The sequence below is a fragment of the Flavobacterium sp. YO12 genome (assembly GCF_004119495.1).
In the GTDB taxonomy this organism is placed as follows: domain Bacteria; phylum Bacteroidota; class Bacteroidia; order Flavobacteriales; family Flavobacteriaceae; genus Flavobacterium.
In genome coordinates this window covers 33,421-53,261 of record NZ_NRQU01000009.1, presented here as the reverse complement: position 1 = coordinate 53,261, position 19,841 = coordinate 33,421, and the positions used below count along the sequence as shown (strand labels likewise).

General features: G+C 35.6%; 9 protein-coding genes. All 9 read left to right on the top strand.

Going from position 1 to position 19,841, the window contains the following annotated elements; all coding sequences use genetic code 11:
* The first annotated feature begins 181 nt into the window (after window positions 1-181).
* The 9 genes from BOW55_RS04585 to BOW55_RS04545 all read left to right on the top strand — a co-directional run bounded on the left by BOW55_RS04585 (window position 182) and on the right by BOW55_RS04545 (window position 19,687).
* Window positions 182-2,632: a glycoside hydrolase N-terminal domain-containing protein gene (locus tag BOW55_RS04585; protein ID WP_129023166.1), complete on the top strand. Its 2,451-nt coding sequence runs from the start codon at window positions 182-184 to the stop codon at window positions 2,630-2,632.
* Between the two features lie 155 nt (window positions 2,633-2,787).
* Window positions 2,788-4,356: a glycosyl hydrolase family 65 protein gene (locus BOW55_RS04580; RefSeq protein ID WP_129023165.1), complete on the top strand. Its 1,569-nt coding sequence runs from the start codon at window positions 2,788-2,790 to the stop codon at window positions 4,354-4,356.
* A gap of 19 nt (window positions 4,357-4,375) precedes the next feature.
* Window positions 4,376-4,999, top strand: a complete 624-nt coding sequence (locus BOW55_RS04575) for a hypothetical protein (protein WP_129023164.1) — start codon at window positions 4,376-4,378, stop codon at window positions 4,997-4,999.
* 198 nt (window positions 5,000-5,197) lie between these two features.
* Entirely contained in the window at window positions 5,198-7,948 is a 2,751-nt protein-coding gene (locus BOW55_RS04570; RefSeq protein WP_129023163.1) for a glycoside hydrolase family 78 protein, read from the top strand.
* Between the two features lie 143 nt (window positions 7,949-8,091).
* Complete coding sequence (locus BOW55_RS04565; protein ID WP_129023162.1) at window positions 8,092-9,237, top strand: exo-alpha-sialidase; 1,146 nt, start codon at window positions 8,092-8,094, stop codon at window positions 9,235-9,237.
* A 96-nt stretch (window positions 9,238-9,333) separates the two neighbouring features.
* Window positions 9,334-10,218 (top strand): sugar phosphate isomerase/epimerase, encoded by an 885-nt coding sequence (locus BOW55_RS04560; protein ID WP_129023161.1) that lies wholly within the window; start codon window positions 9,334-9,336, stop codon window positions 10,216-10,218.
* Window positions 10,219-10,431: 213 nt separating this feature from the next.
* Window positions 10,432-13,161 carry a glycoside hydrolase family 20 zincin-like fold domain-containing protein gene (locus BOW55_RS04555; RefSeq protein ID WP_129023160.1) on the top strand — a complete coding sequence of 910 codons (2,730 nt, stop codon included), beginning with the start codon at window positions 10,432-10,434 and terminating at the stop codon, window positions 13,159-13,161.
* A gap of 321 nt (window positions 13,162-13,482) precedes the next feature.
* The gene (locus tag BOW55_RS04550) at window positions 13,483-17,004 is read left to right on the top strand and encodes a malectin domain-containing carbohydrate-binding protein (protein ID WP_129023159.1); all 3,522 of its coding nucleotides are present in this window, start codon (window positions 13,483-13,485) and stop codon (window positions 17,002-17,004) included.
* 262 nt (window positions 17,005-17,266) lie between these two features.
* Window positions 17,267-19,687, top strand: coding sequence for a sugar-binding domain-containing protein (locus tag BOW55_RS04545; protein ID WP_129023158.1), 2,421 nt, complete (start codon window positions 17,267-17,269; stop codon window positions 19,685-19,687).
* Window positions 19,688-19,841: the final 154 nt, after the last annotated feature.

Sequence of the window (19,841 nt, the reverse complement as noted above, 5' to 3'; positions counted from 1 at the left end):
ATCCGCTAAATCTGCTAAATCTGCGGGAAAAATTACTCTCGCAGATTTAACAGATTATGGAGATAAAAAAATCCAAATAATCCATTTAATCTGTGGCAAAACAAATTAGAGAAATTGAAATAAAAATTAAAAAAGAAATTAGTGCAATTCGTGTAATTCGTGGCGAAAAAAAAATATAAGTATGAGATTGAAAATTAAAATAAAGGCGATTTGTCTTGGGATTTTTTCCTTAACAGCAACAGCTCAAAGCGACCTAAAATTATGGTATGATAAACCTGCATCCATCTGGAACGAAGCCTTGCCTTTGGGTAATGGACGTTTGGGAGCAATGGTTTTTGGCGATCCAGCAGTAGAACGTTTACAATTGAACGAAGAAACAATCTGGGCAGGTTCTCCAAACAGTAATGCACATTCCAAATCAATAAAAGCACTTCCAATTGTTCGACAGTTAATTTTTGATGGAAAATTTGATGAAGCGCAGGATTTAGCAACACAGGATATTATGTCGCAGACGAATGACGGAATGCCGTATCAGACTTTTGGAAGCGTTTATATTTCGTTCAACGAACATCAAAAATATACTGACTATTATCGTGATTTAGATATCAGTAACGCTACAGCGAAAGTAAAATACAAAGTAAACGGTGTTGAATTTACAAGGGAAATTCTAACCGCATTTTCAGATCAGGTCATTGTGGTGAAACTTACTGCGAGTCAGCCAGGACAGATTACTTGTAATGTTTTCATGAACAGTCCGATTGATAAAACGGTTGCTTCGACAGAAAGAAACCAGATTATACTTTCGGGAACTGGAACAAATTTTGAAAATGTAAAAGGAAAAGTAAAATTCCAAGGCCGATTAACCGCTAAAAACAAAGGCGGCCAAATCGATGCAAGTAACGGCGTTTTAAGTATCAACAAAGCCGATGAAGTGACTTTGTACATTTCGATTGCAACGAACTTCAAAAACTATCAGGATATTTCAGGAGATGAAATTGCAAAAAGCAAAGATTATTTAGCTAAAGCGGAAACAAAAGATTTTGAGACGATAAAGAAAGCTCATGTCGATTATTATCAAAAATTCTTCAACAGAGTATCTTTAAATTTAGGTTCTAATGATTTGATTAAGAAACCAACAAACGAAAGAATCCGAGATTTCTCGAAACAATTTGACCCACAATTAGCGAGTTTGTATTTCCAATTCGGGCGTTATCTTTTAATTTCAAGTTCACAGCCAGGCGGTCAGCCAGCAAATTTACAAGGAATATGGAACGATATGGTGACTCCGCCTTGGGACAGTAAATACACCACAAACATCAATGCCGAAATGAATTACTGGCCAGCACAAGTAACGAATCTTCAAGAAATGCATGAACCGTTTGTGCAAATGGCAAAAGAATTAAGTGTAACTGGTGCAGAAACAGCAAGAATGATGTACAATGCCAGCGGTTGGGTTTTACACCACAACACCGATATTTGGCGTGTTACTGCTCCGGTAGATTCAGCTGCTTCGGGAATGTGGCCGACAGGAGGCGCCTGGGTTTGTCAGGATTTATGGGAAAGATATTTATATACAGGCGACAAAAAATATTTAGCAGAAATTTATCCGATCATGAAAGGCGCAGCTGATTTCTTTTTGGATTTTATGGTGATAGATCCAAACACAAAATATTTAGTGGTCGTTCCGTCAAGTTCACCTGAAAATACACACGCAGGCGGAACTGGAAAATCGACTATTGCATCAGGAACCACAATGGATAATCAGCTAGTTTTCGATTTGTTTACCCATGTTATCGAAGCTTCAGCTTTAGTTTCACCAGATGCAGTTTATGTGAAAAAAGTAAGCGATGCTTTGGCAAAAATGCCTCCAATGAAAGTGGGAAAATACAATCAATTACAGGAATGGCAGGACGATTGGGACAATCCAAAAGACAATCACAGACACGTTTCGCATTTGTACGGATTGTATCCGAGCAATCAGATTTCGCCAATCAAAACACCAGAATTATTTGAAGCAGCAAAACAATCATTGATTTACAGAACAGACGAATCTACAGGCTGGTCAATGGGATGGAAAGTGAATTTGTGGGCAAGATTATTAGATGGAAATCACGCTTATAAATTGATTCAGGATCAATTGCATTTGGTAACAGCAGATCAAAGAAAAGGAGGAGGAACGTATCCGAATATGTTAGATGCACATCAGCCATTTCAAATTGATGGAAATTTTGGATGTACTGCCGGTTTTGCCGAAATGCTGATGCAGAGTCAGGAAGATGCAATTCAGTTACTGCCTGCTTTACCAACGGTTTGGAAAGACGGAAGCATAAAAGGCTTAGTAGCAAGAGGCGGTTTCGTAATCGATATGACTTGGAAAAATAACAAAGTTTCGACTTTAAAAATTTATTCTAAAATTGGAGGAAACTGTAGATTGAAAGTAGAGAATACATTAAGCGGTTCTTCAATCAAAAAAGCAAAAGGGAAAAATTCAAATCCGTTGTTTTATGATGTGGAAGTGAAGAAACCGATTATTTCTAATGAAGCAAAATTGCCTAAAGTTCAATTGCCAACGTACAATATTTACGATGTGAATATGAAAGCGGGACAGACGTATATTTTTACTGGGAATTAATATATTATAAGTCTAGTTTGTAATTTCGAGGAACGAGAAATCACACTAGAAACTCCGCACAGAATGTCGCCAATCTTTGTCGAATCCCGCGTGTGATTTCTCCCTTCGGTCGAAATGACAAAACAGTATGAAAAGAACAAAATAAAAAACAGAATATGTTGCAATATTTCAAACATAAAATAATAACACTTTCAATTGTAGTCGCTTGTATAAACAGTGGTTGCAAATCGACTGCGGAACATTCTCAAAAAGCAAAATCGGTTATTTTAAAAGAAAAAAACTTCAAACATTATGTTGATTATTTCAATACGATGGAGGACGAAAATTTAAAATTTGCGATTCCGAATGATAGTGCGTGGACTTGGATGGAAAAGAATATTCCGTTGTTTGAATGTCCGCAGCAGAATTTTGAGGAGATTTATTATTTCCGTTGGTGGAGCGTTCGTAAACATATCAAAAATACACCACAAGGATTTGCGATTACAGAGTTTTTAGTAGATCGTTCTTATGCCGATAAATACAATATGATTAGTTGTGCTTTGGGACATCATATTAACGAATTCAGATGGGTTCATGATCCGAAATACATTGAGCAGGATGTGAAACTTTGGTACCGAGGAAATGATGGGAAACCAATGAACAAATTGTATAAATTCAGCAGTTGGACGGCTGATGCTTTATACAATCGTTATTTGGTAAATAAGGATGAGAAATTCTTATTGGATTTATACCCGGATATGGTTAGGGATTATGCCGTTTGGGAAAAAGAGCGTCAGCGTAAGGACGGTTTGTTTTGGCAGCACGATGTAAAAGACGGAATGGAAGAATCTTTAAGTGGCGGGCGTAAGGTGCAAAATGCTAGACCAACGATAAACAGTTATATGTATGGAAATGCTGTAGCAATTTCTAAAATGGCTGAAATGAAAGGCGATAAGGAAGTTGAAGCAAAATTTAAGGCAAAAGCTGATGTTTTGCAACAATTAGTAGAAACGAAATTGTGGAATAAGAAAAGCGAGTTTTTTGAAACTTTTACAGAAAAAGATACATTAGCACAAGTTCGAGAAGCCATCGGATTTATTCCGTGGTATTTTAACCTTCCTGAAAAAGGTAAAGGTTTTGAAAAAGCCTGGGAGCAGATTAAAGATGAAAAAGGATTTTCTGCGCCATTTGGTTTGACTACGGCTGAGAGAAGAAGCCCAAGATTTAGAACGCACGGAACGGGAACCTGCGAATGGGACGGAGCGATCTGGCCATTTGCAAGTTCGCAGACGTTAACGGCTTTGGCGAATGTTTTGAATAATTACAATCAGAATTATGTAGCAAAACCTGATTATTTCAAACAGATGGAATTGTACGTTCAGTCGCAGTATTACAGAGGAAAACCTTATCTTGGCGAGTATTTAGACGAAACAACAGGATATTGGTTAATGGGTGACAGAGAAAGAAGTCGTTATTATAATCATTCAACATTCAACGATTTAGTGATTACAGGTTTGGTTGGGTTGCGCCCGAGAGCAGATGAAAAAATTGAAGTAAATCCGTTAATTCCTCAAGAAAAATGGGATTGGTTTTGTCTGGATAATGTTTTGTATCACGGTAATATTATTACAATTATTTGGGATAAGACAGGAGAAAAATATAAAAAAGGTAAAGGTTTTAGAATCTTTAAAAACGGAAGAGAAATTGCAGCTTCTGATAAATTGGAGAGAGTAATTTCAGAATAGAAAATTTATTCTAAGACTTATGATTGAAAAAAAAATAATTTACAAACCTATACATGATTTTGATCAAATCATTACTCTCGATGAGTATTATGAACTTGAACATAAAGAATCAGAAAAAGCGATTAAAGATATTCAGAAATTAGCTGTAAAAGATCTCGATGGAGTAAAACGTTTCTGTGAAAGTCAACTTTTTGCACAGTCTGATAAAGTTAGCTTTGTTTATTATTCGCTAAGCGAAGATGAAGATATTGATAAATGGGCAGATTTTCTATGCGATGAATTTAGCAGAGTGTATCAAATAGCACTGAACCAAAATAAAATTAAAGAACTTTCGTCTGTTTTAATTGAGATTTTAGTTGAAGATATAAGTTCATATAATGCAGACAGAGTTAGGGAAACATTATTAAAGGGTTTGGATCATATGGATTTGGAAACTCGTTTAAATGCTCTAGAATTTCTTCCTGATTGGATTGATGAACAGGTTTTGAAGAGTAATCCAGCTGTAGTATCAAAGCTGAGACAAAAGCTGAAAGATCCTGAGTGGAAGATGCGTTGGGAATCAAGTAAAATATTAGAACAAAATAAAATTGCGTTTGAAAGTTTAAGCACATTGGATAAATTAAGACGATTTATAAAAGCTTAATTTTTTTAGAATTAATTAGGTATTAAGCTTCGGAGAAGCATAATATTTATAGAAAATACAAACCCAAATGATAAAAAGCTCCAGCGGAGCGATACCTATAGAAAAATTATATCGCCCCGTTGGGGCTTATTGAACTAACTATTATAAATCTATAAATATATCGTCCCTCTGGGACTTTACATTGGTTACAATAACATTATGAAAAAGTTTTTTTTACATCTTACCTTAATCATTTCACTTTTCACCATTTCGGCGAAAGCCCAAAACAAAGTCATTATAAGTGATTTAAAGTGCGAAATGCTGACCAATCCGGAAGGAATTGATGTTTTACAGCCAAGATTGAGCTGGAAAATAAAAGCAGATGTAAACGATGTAAAACAAACTGCTTATCAAATTTTAGCCTCTTCGTCTTTAGAAAAACTAAATGCAGGGAATACCGATTTATGGGATAGCGGAAAAGTACAAAGTGATGCTTCAGTAAGTGTAATTTATAACGGAAAAAAGCTAAAAGACCGACAAGACGTTTACTGGAAAGTAATTGTTTTTACCAATAAAGGAGAAGTAAAATCGGCAGAAACGGCGCATTTCAGCATAGGAATTTTGACTTATGCAGATTGGAAATCGACACGCTGGATTGGGTATGAAAAAACTTCTCTAGGAGATAGTATTTCGCAGTATTCTAGATTGTCAGCTCGTTATCTGAGAAAAGAAATTGACTTAAAAAAGAAAGTCAAAAGTGCCAAAGTTTATATTATAGGAATGGGCTTGTATGAATTATTCATTAACGGAAATAAAATTGGAGATCAAGTTCTGGCGCCCGTTCCTACGGATTACACCAAAAATGTAAAATACAATGTTTTTGATGTGACTTCGCAATTGCAAGAGGGGAAAAATGCGTTGGGAACGATTTTAGGAAATGGACGTTTTTTTACCATGCGTCAGGATTATAAACCTTATAAAATCAAAACTTTTGGTTATCCGAAAATGGCTTTGCAGTTGTTTGTAGAATATACAGATGGAAGCAGAGATGTGATTAGAACCGATGATACTTGGAAAATCACAACTGACGGACCAATTTTATCCAACAACGAATACGATGGGGAAGAATATGATGCTCGTAAAGAAATGAAAGGCTGGAATACCATTAATTTTAATGATAAAAAATGGCTTTTGGCAGAATATGTTCAGGAACCAGGCGGATTCTATGAAGGACAGATGTCAGCGAATATGAAGGTGAAACGTGAAGTAAAACCGATTTCGATCAAAGAGACTTCAAAAGGAACTTATATCTTAGATATGGGGCAAAATATGGTTGGCTGGTTACAATTGAAAGTAAAAGGACATGCAGGCGAAAAAATCACGATGAAATTTGCAGAGTCTTTACAGCCAGATGGTTCATTATATATTGCCAATCTTCGTGATGCCAAAACGACTGATATTTACACGTTAAAAGGCGAAGGCGAAGAAGTGTGGGAACCTCGTTTTGTTTATCACGGATTTCGATTTGTTGAAATTTCCGGCTTCAAAACAAAACCTACTTTAGAAAATTTTGTTGGGAAAGTAGTTTATGATGATATTCAGACCACGGGAACTTTCGATTCTTCGAACCCGATAATGAACCAAATTTTTAAGAATGCATGGTGGGGAATCAGCGGAAATTATAAAGGAATGCCAATTGATTGTCCTCAGAGAAACGAGCGTCAGCCTTGGCTGGGCGATAGAACAACAGGCGCTTACGGCGAAAGTTTTTTATTTGATAATCAGACGTTATATGCAAAATGGTTAGACGATATTAAAAATGCCCAAACTATCGATGGCGGAATTCCAGATGTAGCACCGGCTTTCTGGCGTTACTATGGCGATAATGTAACCTGGCCGGGAACTTATATTACAGTTGCAGATATGCTGTATCAGCAGTTTGGAGATAAAAAAGTAGTGGAAAAACAATATCCGTCTATGAAAAAATGGATGGATTATATGGAAGAAAATTATCTGGTTGATAATATCATGACCAAAGATAAATACGGCGACTGGTGTGTGCCGCCAGAATCGTTGGAATTAATTCGTTCGAAAGATCCTTCTCGTTTAACAGATGGCGAATTGATTTCGAGTGCGTTTTATTATCAGCTTTTAAACATCATGAAAAAGTTTGCTGTAATTGCCAATGCTCAAAATGACATCAAACATTATGACGAATTAGCGTCAAGAATCAAAAAAGCATTTAATTCGAAATATTTCAATGCATCAAAAAATAATTACGCCAATAATACGGTAACAGCCAATTTACTGCCTTTGACTTTCGGAATGGTTCCAGAAGAATTACAGCAAAAAGTTTTCGAAAATCTGGTTAATGAAGTAGAAGTGACTAAAAACGGTCATGTAAGTACAGGCGTTATCGGAACTCAGTTTTTAATGCGAACATTAACCAATTTTGGGCGTGGCGATTTGGCTTTCAAGTTAGCTTCAAACAAAACCTATCCAAGCTGGGGTTATATGGTCGAAAATGGTGCAACAACCATTTGGGAACTTTGGAATGGAAATACTGCCGATCCTGCAATGAATTCGCAAAACCATGTCATGCTTTTAGGTGATTTATTGATTTGGTATTACGAAAATATGGCTGGAATCAAAAGCAATCCTGAAACTCCAGGTTTCAAACAAATTATCATGAAACCTGACTTCAATGCAGGATTGACTTATGTAAATGCTTCTTACGAATCAATTTACGGAACAATAAAAAGTAATTGGAAAAAAGACAAAAAATCTTTAGTTTGGAATATTACCATTCCTGCGAATACTTCTGCGGTTGTATATCTTCCAACAGACGACGTGGCTGCTATTTCGATCAATAAACAAAAGTTAGATAAGAGTTCTTACGTGCATTCTGCAGAAAAAAATCAAATAATTGTTACACTTTCGTCAGGAAATTTTGCTATAAACGTTAAATAATTTACATTTTTAGTAATTCGGGACAGTACAGGATACATTGTTAATTTTTTAGTGTTATTTTTACACTTAATAAATATTTTTGCCTAAAAAAATAGTAGGTATGTATTTATAATCGAAAATTTTAATTCATAATAAAATTGAGAATGAAAATAACAAAATTAGCATTTGTCTTGTTTGGACTTTTCCTTTTAGGAAGTTGTAAATCAGCTTTAGAAAAAAAAACTTGGAAAGAAGGAATTTTAGTAGATGAATTTATTTATGATAAAGCACCTTATCCATCTTGTCACGCTGTTACAATTGTCGAAGCGACAAATGGTGATTTAGTTTCATCTTGGTTTGGAGGAACTCACGAAAGAAATCCTGATGTTTGTATTTATGTAAGCATCAAACCTAAAGGAAGTGATAAATGGGGTGAGGGAGTTAAAGTTGCCGATGGTGTTATGAAAGAAGGACCAAGATTACCTACTTGGAATCCAGTGTTATATCAAATTCCAGGTGGCGATTTAATGCTTTTCTACAAAATAGGACCAAAACCATCAGAATGGTGGGGCGTAATCAGAACTTCATCTGATGGCGGAAAAACTTGGTCTGAGGCTAAAAAAATGCCTGATGGTTTCTTAGGTCCAATCAAAAACAAACCTGTTTTATTAAGCAACGGAACATTGTTATGTCCGTCAAGTATTGAAGGCGATGGCTGGAGACTTCGTATGGAATCTACTCCAGATTTCGGAAAAACTTGGGTAATGGGCGATACGCTTCCAAGAGGAAAACAAAAAATCAATGCGATTCAGCCAAGTATTTTATTCCATAAAGACGGAAGTATTCAGGCTATCGGAAGAACTAGAAACAGAGCTATTTTCAGCACATTCTCAAAAGACAACGGAAAAACGTGGTCGGATGTTAAGTTAATCGGGCTTCCAAATAACAACTCAGGAACAGATGCTGTTACACTTAAAGACGGCAGACATTTGTTAGTTTACAATCATGTTCTTCCTCCAGGAAAAGAAGCAAAAGGACCAAGAACGCCATTGAATGTTTCGGTTTCTAAAGACGGAATCCACTGGAACGCTGCTTTGGTTTTAGAAGATTCAAAAATCAGTCAATATTCTTATCCTTCCATGATTCAAAGTTCAGACGGAATGGTGCATATCGTTTACACTTGGAGAAGAGAAAAACTTAAATATGTAAAAGTTGATCCAAGTAAACTGATTGCACTTCCTATCAAAAACGGAATTTGGCCAGGCGACGAAGGAAAAGTAGTTACGGCAGTAAAAGCTGAAGAAGAGTAAAGAACAGTTGGCCACGAATTCCACTAATTTCCACTAATTTTTTCTCTAATATTAATTCGTGAAATTGGTGTAATTCGTGGCAAAAAAAATATAACCATGAAATCTAATAGAAATTTATTTATTGTACTGTTTGTTGTTCTATCAGTAATATTCAACAGCTTTGCAACAGCTCAGTCTTCGAGCAAAAAGCAAAAGTATAAAGTGGCAGTTTGCGACTGGATGATTTTAAAAAGACAAAAATTAGGTGCTTTTGGTTTAGCAGCTGAAATAAAAGCTGACGGAATCGAATTGGACATGGGAGGTTTAGGAAATCGTCCCACTTTTGACAGCAAATTGGGCGACCCAGTTGAGAGACAAAAATTCTTAGATAAATCGAAAGAAACTGGTGTTGGAATCAGTTCTATTGCCATGTCTGGATTTTATGCACAGTCTTTTGCCACAAGAGAAATTACACCAATGATTACGGATTGCATCAAAGCCATGAAAGATATGAAGGTTAAAGTAACGTATCTGCCTTTAGGAACTCAAACCGATTTGGTTAAGAATCCTGAATTACGTCCAGAAGTGATCAAGAGATTGCAGTGGGCAGGAAAAGAAGTTGGGAAAATTGGCGGAGTTATCGCAATTGAGACTTCTTTGAGTGCGACAGAAGAGAAAAAACTTTTAGAGGAAGTTGGCTCAAAATATATTAAAAGCTCTTTCAATTTTGCAAATGCTTTAGATAATAAAAGAGATATTTCTTCGGAATTAAAAATTTTAGGAAAGAAATATTTAGCACAAATTCACGCTTCGAATACCGATCAATTTTGGTTAGAAAACGACAAAGCGATCGACATGCCAAAAATCAAACAAACTTTGGACGAAATGAAATGGAGCGGATGGCTTATTGTAGAGCGTTCTCGTGATGTGACACAAGTTCATAATGTAAAAGCCAATTACGGAGCAAATGTGGCTTATTTAAAACGCGTTTTTCAAAATTAATATTATAGCCACTCCCGATAGCTATAGGGATAAAATGATTAAAATGATTTTTTTTTAATTTGTGAAAATCTTTTTAATCTATGGCAAAAAAAATCAAAATAAAATCTGCTTAAATCTGCCTAATCTGCGTACAAAAAATTTCACGCAGATTTTTATAGATAAAGGCAGATTTAGGAGATTATTTTTAGAATGGATACCCAAAAACAACATATCATGAAATATTTACAATTACTTTTTTTATGTTTTTATGTCTCTTTCGCGACAGCACAAAATATCACTATTGTTAGTGATGCCAGTTCGCCAAGAGCAAAATTTGGAGCAGAGAAATTATCAGGAACCCTTTCTGCAAAAGGTTTCAAAGTTGCTTCTGCTGAAAAATTCAAAAAATCAAAAGATAAAGTAATTGTCATTGGTGAAAAAGGAACTGATTTTTGGAAACAAAATGCTAAAAGCGCCAAAATCGACGATAGTAAATTGACGAAGAAAGAAGGTTTTCAGATTCGTACTCAAAATAATGTAATTTATATTGAAGGAACAGATGCTTCAGGAACTTTGTACGGGGCATTAGAATTAGCAGATCGTATTAAAAATTCAGGTCAGCTTCCATCAGAAATTAATGTTGAAGATTGTCCAGAAATGGTTTTGCGTGGAGCTTGTATCGGAATGCAGAAACCTGTTTACCTTCCGGGACGTGATGTTTACGAATATCCGTATACACCAGAAACTTTTCCTTGGTTTTATGATAAAGCTTTATGGGTAAAATACTTGGATATGCTGGTAGAAAACCGCATGAATTCTTTGTATTTATGGAACGGACATCCGTTTGCTTCTTTAGTAAAATTAAAGGACTATCCGTTTGCAGTTGAAGTAAGTGATGAAGACTTTAAAAAGAACGAAGAAATTTATAAATTCCTTACGGTTGAAGCAAACAAGCGTGGAATCTGGGTAATTCAAATGTTTTATAACATTCTTGTTTCCAAACCTTTTGCAGAACATTATAATATTAAAACACAAGATCGTTCAAGACCGATTACACCGTTATTGTCAGATTATACAAGAAAATCAATTGCAGCTTTTATTGAAAAATATCCAAACGTAGGATTAATGGTTTGTTTGGGAGAAGCCATAAATACAGTTGATGATGACGTAGAATGGTTTACCAAAACGATTATTCCAGGCGTTCGCGATGGTTTACAAGCATTAGGAAAAACAGAAGAACCGCCAATTATTTTGCGTTCTCACGATACAGACGGACCTTTGGTAATGGAAAAATCACTTCCATTATATAAAAACTTATATACAGAAAGTAAATATACAGGAGAATCTTTAACGACTTACACGCCGGGTGGTCCTTGGGGAGAAACGCACAAACAATTGAGTGCCCTTAAATCAATTCATATTGAAAACGTTCATATTTTGGCAAACTTAGAACCTTTTAGATACGGTTCACCAGATTTTATCCAGAAAACCGTAAAAGCGATGCACAGTGTTCACGGTGCAAATGCACTGCATTTATATCCGCAAGCTTCGTATTGGGATTGGCCGTATTCGGCAGATAAAACAAAATCAGGAGAACGTTTATTAGAAATGGATCGTGATTGGATTTGGTACAAAGCTTGGGCAAGATACGCTTGGGACAGCAAAAGAGACCGTAACGAAGAAGTGAAATATTGGGATAAAGATTTAGCTGCGAAATTCGGAACTTCTCAAGAAGCAGCAAATAACATTTTAAGAGCTTACGAAGAAACAGGAGAAATTGCTCCAAAAACCTTAAGACGTTTCGGAATCACCGAAGGAAACCGTCAAACCTTATTGTTAGGAATGTTCGAAAGTCAATTGGTCAATCCGTCGAAATGGAGAGTATATCCGGGATTCCACGAATCTTGCGGACCAGCGGGCGAATTGCTTTTAGAATATGCTAAAAAAGAATGGAATAATGAACCGCATTCTGGTGAGCTTCCAACACAGATTATTGCCGAAATTACAGAACACGGAAGATTAGCCGTTGAAGCGATTGACAAAGCTGAAGCAAGCGTAACCAAAGACAAAGAAGAATTTGCGCGTCTTAAAAATGATATGCATGCTTATAAAGCGTTTGCAGATTTCTTCTCAGAGAAAGTAAAAGCTGCTTTATTGGTTTTAAGATACAGTTATTCAAATGACATTACTGATTTAGATAAAGCTATGCCTCATTTAGAGAAAAGCATCGAGCACTACGAATTATTGGTAAACTTAACGAAAGATACGTACTATTATGCCAACAGTATGCAGACAGCTCAACGTAGAATTCCAATTGGAGGAGACGACGGAAATAATAAAACTTGGGCTGAATTATTACCACATTATGAGCGTGAATTAGCCAATTTTAAAAGAAATTTAGAAAAACTAAAATCTTCTAAAGATGGTAAAATTGAGACGAAAGAAGGAAAACCTTGGAAAACGGCAGAAGTAAGTTTCATTGATGAAAAACCAGGAACTTATTTAGTGAAAAAAGGAACAAAAGTGTACGGAACAGATATTTCTGAGTTAACCAAAGTTGCTCCTGAACTTCAAAACCTAAGAGGATTCTCATTCGTAGAAAACGATCAAAATGAAAAAGGAACACATTTGAAGTTTAGAAACACAAAAGCGGTTAAATTAGTGGTTGGATATTTCAATTCAGATCAAAAGAGGTTTTTGTTACCGCCAAGTTTAGAAACAGATGCAGCAGGAAACGCTCACGGTCAAGCCGAAGTGATTTTAGCAAGTGCGATAAATTTAAAAGAATTACCACGTGTAAACATTCATACCTATACTTTCCAGCCGGGCGAGAATAAATTAGATTTAGGAAAAGGAAAAGTATTGATTTTAGGTTTCATCGACGCAGATCAAACGGTAACGCCACGTGATGTTGGATATATCGATGCAGGAGAAAAAGCGGCGATCGACTGGTTGTTTTATTAAGAATAATTTGGGCGTGTCCCTCCGGGTCGGGCTGTACGTTCCCGCTTTTTTTAAGGCAAGACCCGAGCGTTAGCGAATAGGCGGAGCAAAAATGCCCTAAAAAAGAGCTCCACTGCCATCCCTCACGCGAACAACAAGGAATAAACACAATCTTGTCATCCCGAGGAACGAGGGATCTTCGCAAGTAACTCCACAAAGATTGGCGACATTTCTATGCGGAGTTACTTGCGAAGATTTCTCCTTACGTCGAAATGACAAAAAGTAGAGAATGTAGAACAATTTTAACAGCCTTATATTACTTATATGGTTCAATAAAAAAATATGAACAGAGTAGTTTTTTTTATTTTTTGTTTTTTTTCAAGTTTATGCTTTGTTTGGAGTCAGAGCACAAAAGGTTCGGCGAAAGTTCGAAAGGAAGTTTCGCTGAACTCATCTTGGGAAACCATTATTTTGGATAATCCGCAAGACGAGAAATCTTTTGTGGAGAATCCAAAATCAGATCAATGGTTAAATGTAAATGTTCCTCACAACTGGGATCAGTATTATGGTTTTAGAAGAACAAAACATGGGAATTTGCATGGTACAGCTTGGTATAAAAAGACTTTAAAGCTTGATAAAAAAGACAGTTCAAAACAGCATTTCCTCTATTTTGAAGGTGTTAGTTCGTACGCAACTGTTTGGGTAAACGGCAAAAAAGTAGGTGAACATAAAGGCGGACGAACTACTTTTACAATAGATATTTCAAAAGCAGTTTCTTTTGATAAGGAAAATACGATTTTAGTAAAAGCAGCGCATCCATCTTTTATAGCAGATCTTCCTTGGGTATGCGGAGGCTGTTCTGGCGAATGGGGATTTTCAGAAGGTTCTCAGCCAATGGGAATTTTCAGACCCGTTTCTTTGGTAATTACAAACGATGTTAGAATTCAGCCGTTTGGAGTTCATATTTGGAATGATAAATCGGTTTCTAAACAAAAAGCGATTCTTCATACCACTACAGAAATCAAGAATTACGGCACTTCAGATCGAAATGTAACGATTGAAAATATCCTTTTTGATGCTTCAGGAAAGAAAGTTGCAACCCAAAAAACGAATATTAAAAACAGTTCAGGAGAAACAAAGGAAATAGTACTTACACTTCCTGAGATTCAGAATCCGAAATTATGGTCGCCATCCAATCCGTACTTGTATAAATTGATGACTTCAGTTTATGAAAATGGAAAAATAATCGACCAATTAACAACGCCTTATGGAATCCGTTGGGTGAGCTGGCCAGTTAGCCGAGACGGAAAAGACAACCGCTTTTTTATCAATGATGAACCTGTATTCATCAACGGAACTTGTGAATACGAACATTTAGTTGGAAACAGTCATTCGTTTTCAGATGAAATGATTCATTCCAGAATTGAGCAAATCAAAGCAGCAGGATTTAATGCTTTTAGAGAAGCGCATCAGCCTCATAATTTATTATACCAAAAAGAATTAGACGAAAACGGAATCTTGTTTTGGAGTCAGTTTTCTGCACATATTTGGTACGATACGCCTGAGTTTAAAGAAAACTTTAAAAGCTTGTTGCGAGAATGGATTAAAGAACGCAGAAACAGCCCGTCTGTAGTAATGTGGGGATTGCAGAATGAAAGTACTATTCCAAAAGAATTTGCAGAAGAATGCACACAGATTATCCGCGAAATGGATCCGTTATCAGCATCGCAAAGAATCGTAACAACTTGTAACGGTGGAGAAGGAACAGATTGGAATGTAGTTCAAAACTGGTCGGGAACGTATGGCGGAGATCCATTAAAGTATCATTTAGAAATGACGACTCAGTTACTAAACGGAGAATACGGCGCATGGCGTTCAGCTGATTTACATACTGAAGGCGAGTTTGATCAAAAGGGAACTTTAAGTGAAAACCGTTTTTCTCAATTAATGGAAATCAAAGTTCGCGAAGCCGAATCGGTGAAAGATAAAATTGCTGGACAATTCAACTGGCTTTTTGCTTCGCACGAAAATCCGGGGCGCGTGCAAAATGGAGAAGGTTTTAGGGATATTGATAAAGTCGGGCCCGTAAATTATAAAGGACTTTTTACAATTTGGGGAGAACCTCTGGATGCTTTCTATATGTATCGTGCGAATTATGTTTCGAACAAAACCAATCCGATGGTTTATATCGTTTCGCATACTTGGCCAAGTCGTTGGGAAAAATCGGGAATCAAAAATGGAATTGATATTTATTCGAATTGTGAAGAAGTAGAATTGTTCAACGATGTGAATAAATCTTCTTTAGGGAAGCTAAAAAATCCTGGAATCGGACAGCATTTTCAGTTTAACAATGTTAATGTTCAATACAATGTTTTGTATGCAGTTGGATATGTTAACGGAAAAGCAGTTGCTAAAGATTATATTGTTTTGAATAATTTTCCAAAAGCACCAAATTTTGAGGCTTTAATAACCAATAAAGCAGATGTTATAAAAGCGAAAAGCGGTTATAATTATATTTACAGAGTAAATTGCGGAGGTTCTGAATTGACAGATTCATCAGGAAATATTTGGCTTTCTGATACGCACAAAAACGGAAAAAATACCTGGGGATCATTATCTTGGACAGATAATTTTGAAAAGCTTCCTGATTTTTTCGCAAGTCAAAGAACAACTTTTGATCCAGTTAACGGAACAAAAGATTCAGCGTTATTTCAAAGTTTTAGATATGGTGTTGATAAACTGAGTTATGAATTTCCTGCACCAGACGGAGAATATTTGGTAGAATTGTATTTCACAGAACCTTGGTACGGAACAGGAGGAGGAATGGACTGCAAAGGATGGCGTTTGTTTGATGTTTCTATTAACAACAATGTTGTTTTAAAAGATTTTGATATTTGGGCAGAAGCAGGACATGACAATGTATTAAAGAAAACTTTTGTTGTAAAAAGTATAAACGGAAAAATAGTGATTTCGTTTCCTAATGTAAAAGCTTCGCAGGCAATTATTTCTGCAATTGCGATTGCAACAAAAGATAAAAATGTAAAACCAGCAAATGAATCACTAAAAAATATTCAGAATGTAAGTTTAGATTCTAAAGATTTTAAAATTGCTTCTTGGTTAGATATTAATTCGAAGCAATTCACAAACTCAGAAGTGATTTTTACAGAATTGCCTTCGGAAGTTTTTGGAGCAGATTATTTACAGTTTTCTAGTAGTACAAAAGTTTTAGGTTCATTTACAGCGAAAGAAGAATCGACTGTTTATGTTCTAATTGACAGTAAAATCACTAAGACATTAAATTGGCTTTTTGATTATAAAAAAAATGAAGAAAAAGCGAAAAACAGCAACGGAATTTCATTTGACGTTTTCACTAAAAAAGTAAAGAAAGGAGAAAAAGTCGTTTTTGATAATGCGGAAGCAATATCTTCAATTGCCGTTGTTCCAATTTATGATATGGGCGAAAAAGACGATTCAAGACCAGTTGTAATTATTGAAGCTGAAAAAACGAAAACAACGGGAGACGGAATCGAAAAAGGAAATTTCAAAAAAGCTGATTATATTGAATTCACAAAAAAGACAAACAACAGCATTGAGTTTGAAGTAAAACCGGGTGTTGCCGGAATTTATTTAATGCGTTTCCGTTTTATGAATAGAAATGAAACTCCGTTAAAAGTCAAATTCAAAATGGAAGATGCTTACGGAATTTTAATGCGAAATGATACAATTGAGTTTTTTCCATCGCCTGAAAAATGGAAAATTTTAAACACAACTTCGGGTGGTTATATTAACGCTGGAACATATAAAATAACGTTGGAAGGTGATGATTTGAAAGGATTAATGTTAGATAATTTTGAGTTTCAATAATTTTTTTTGAGGTTCAAAGTTACAGAGATGCAAAGAGACAAAGGTTTTTCTCTGTACCGTAAAATTAGTTTTGTCAGGCTGAGCGAAGTCGAAGCCCGTGCAAAGTTGATACCAAGTCTAGTTTGTCATTTCGACCGAAGGGAGAAATCACACTAGAAACTCGACAAAGATTGGCGATTTACATTGCGGAATGCCGTGTGTGATTTCTCCCTTCGGTCGAAATGACAGAGAAGTTATTAGATTAGAATAAAAAAACATATTTATGATTAAACATAAAAACATATTTCAAAAAATTACAGTTGCCTTATTGTTTTCGGTATCAATTTTTGCACAGAAGCCAGCTAGAATTGTCGAAGATTTTAATAAAAATTGGAACTTCAAATTAGGAGATTATCCAACAGCAATTCAAGCTGATTTTAATTCTAAAGATTGGCGAACACTTCAATTACCGCACGACTGGAGCATCGAAGGTGCTTTTGATAAAAACAGTAAAACAAAACAAGCACAGGGATTTCTACCTGCGGGAAAAGGCTCGTATCGCAAGGTTTTTACCGTTTCTAATAATTGGAAAAACAAAACGATTTCGATTGAATTTGATGGTGTTTTTAAAAACAGTGAAGTTTTCATAAATGGAAAATCTTTAGGAATACGTCCGAACGGATATATTTCTTTTGGTTATGATTTGACTCAATATTTGAATTTTGGAAAAGAGAATATAATTGCCGTAAAAGTTGATAATGACGCGCAGCCAAATTCTAGATGGTATACAGGTTCGGGAATTTATAGAAATGTAAGATTGGTTGCGAGCGAAAAACTGCATGTAGGGAAGTGGGGAACTTATGTAACGACTCCTGAAGTTTCAGCAGAAAAATCAACAATACATTTAGAAGTAACAATTGATAATGATAACACTTCTGCAAAAGAATTTAAATTGGTTACTTCGATTATAAATGCTGAGAATAAAGAAGTTGCTAATTTTACTTCAACAGAAAAAATTGGTGCTAAAACATCAGAAAAAAAGGTTCATAATTTGGTTTTAAAGCAACCGAAATTGTGGAGTACAGAAAATCCATATTTGTATAAAGTGATTACTAAAGTTTATGAGAAATCTAAACTTGTCGACAATTACGAAACACCGCTAGGATTCCGTTATTTTAATTTTGATTCAGAGAAAGGATTTTCATTAAATGGTGTTCCAACGAAAATATACGGAGTTTGTCTGCATCATGATAATGGTGCTTTGGGCGCTGTAGAGAATATCCATGCCGTTAGAAGAAAACTGACTATAATGAAGGAAATGGGTGCAAATGCAATCAGAATGTCTCATAATCCACATTCTTTGGAAATGATGCAATTGTGTGATGAAATGGGTTTTATTGTTCAGGACGAAGCCTTTGACGTTTGGAAAAAGAAAAAAGTAACCAACGATTACCATAAAGATTGGGATGCTTGGCACAAACAGGATTTAGAAGATTTTATCAAGAGAGACCGCAATTATCCATCGGTTATGATGTGGAGTATTGGTAACGAAATTAGAGAACAGTTTGATTCAACTGGAATTGCAATTACCAGAGAACTAGCTAAAATTGTAAAATCATTAGATACGACTCGTCCCGTAACTTCGGCTTTGACCGAAAATATAATTGAAAAGAATTTTATTTACCAATCTGGAGCTTTAGATATTTTAGGATTTAATTACAAACATGAAGATTATAAAGATTTTCCAACTCGTTTTAAAGGACAAAAAATATTGGCTTCTGAAAGTGTTTCGGCTTTAGAAACACGCGGACATTATGATTTTCCTGATGGAATTAAAGCGTGGCCGACAAAACACGGTGCGCCGTTTGACGGAAATGCTGATTGGACGGTTTCGGCTTACGATCAGGTGAAATCGTATTGGGGAGCAACGCACGAAGAAAACTGGAAAACGATCAAGAAACAAGATTTCATGGCGGGAACTTTTATTTGGACTGGATTTGATTATATCGGAGAACCTGATCCGTATCCATTTCCAGCGAGAAGTTCGTATTTCGGAATTGTAGATTTAGCTGGACTTCCAAAAGATGTGTATTATATGTATCAAAGTGAATGGTCGAACAAAGACGTTTTGCATATTTTTCCACATTGGAATTGGAAAAAAGATCAAGAAGTTGAAGTTTGGGCATATTACAATAATGCTGATGAAGTGGAATTATTCTTAAACGGAAAATCCCTCGGAAAAAAATCAAAACAAAACGATGATTTGCATATTTCATGGAAAGTCAAGTTCGAACCAGGAATTTTAAAAGCAATTTCAAGAAAGAATGGAAAAGCAGTTTTAGAAAAAGAAATCCACACAGCCGGAGAAGCTTCTAAAATTGACTTGCAAGCAGATAAAACGACGGTTAAAAATGATACTTACGATTTGGTTTATGTAACTGTTTCTATGACGGATAAAGAGGGGAATTTAGTATCCGATGCCATGGATTTAATCAATTTTGAAGTTACAGGCGGCGGAAAATTGGTTGGAGTTGATAATGGTTATCAAGCCAATTTAGATTCATTTAAAGCGAATTCTTGTAAATTGTTTAATGGAAAATGTATTGCGATTATTCAATCGAATGGGAAAAAAGAGAATATTCAGTTGAAGGCTTTGACTGGCAATGGAATTTCAGTTTCGTCAATTCAGATAAAGGTTAATTAATTTTATATTGTTTTCTATAAATAGTAAGCTCCGCTGGAGCTTGTTCTAAAGAAAAAGACGAGCAATAATTTTTTTAAGCGCTGGAAGAGCGATAATAGGTGTAGAGAAAATATGGTGTATATAGAATAAGCTCCAGAGGAGCAAAACATAAAAA

Bases quoted from the DNA above. Each gene is read 5' to 3' on its own strand.
- BOW55_RS04555 (WP_129023160.1), top strand. From the start codon at position 10,432: ATGAAATATTTACAATTACTTTTTTTATGTTTTTATGTCTCTTTCGCG.
- BOW55_RS04575 (WP_129023164.1), top strand. From the start codon at position 4,376: ATGATTGAAAAAAAAATAATTTACAAACCTATACATGATTTTGATCAA.
- BOW55_RS04545 (WP_129023158.1), top strand. From the start codon at position 17,267: ATGATTAAACATAAAAACATATTTCAAAAAATTACAGTTGCCTTATTG.
- BOW55_RS04580 (WP_129023165.1), top strand. From the start codon at position 2,788: ATGTTGCAATATTTCAAACATAAAATAATAACACTTTCAATTGTAGTC.
- BOW55_RS04560 (WP_129023161.1), top strand. From the start codon at position 9,334: ATGAAATCTAATAGAAATTTATTTATTGTACTGTTTGTTGTTCTATCA.
- BOW55_RS04585 (WP_129023166.1), top strand. From the start codon at position 182: ATGAGATTGAAAATTAAAATAAAGGCGATTTGTCTTGGGATTTTTTCC.
- BOW55_RS04570 (WP_129023163.1), top strand. From the start codon at position 5,198: ATGAAAAAGTTTTTTTTACATCTTACCTTAATCATTTCACTTTTCACC.
- BOW55_RS04565 (WP_129023162.1), top strand. From the start codon at position 8,092: ATGAAAATAACAAAATTAGCATTTGTCTTGTTTGGACTTTTCCTTTTA.
- BOW55_RS04550 (WP_129023159.1), top strand. From the start codon at position 13,483: ATGAACAGAGTAGTTTTTTTTATTTTTTGTTTTTTTTCAAGTTTATGC.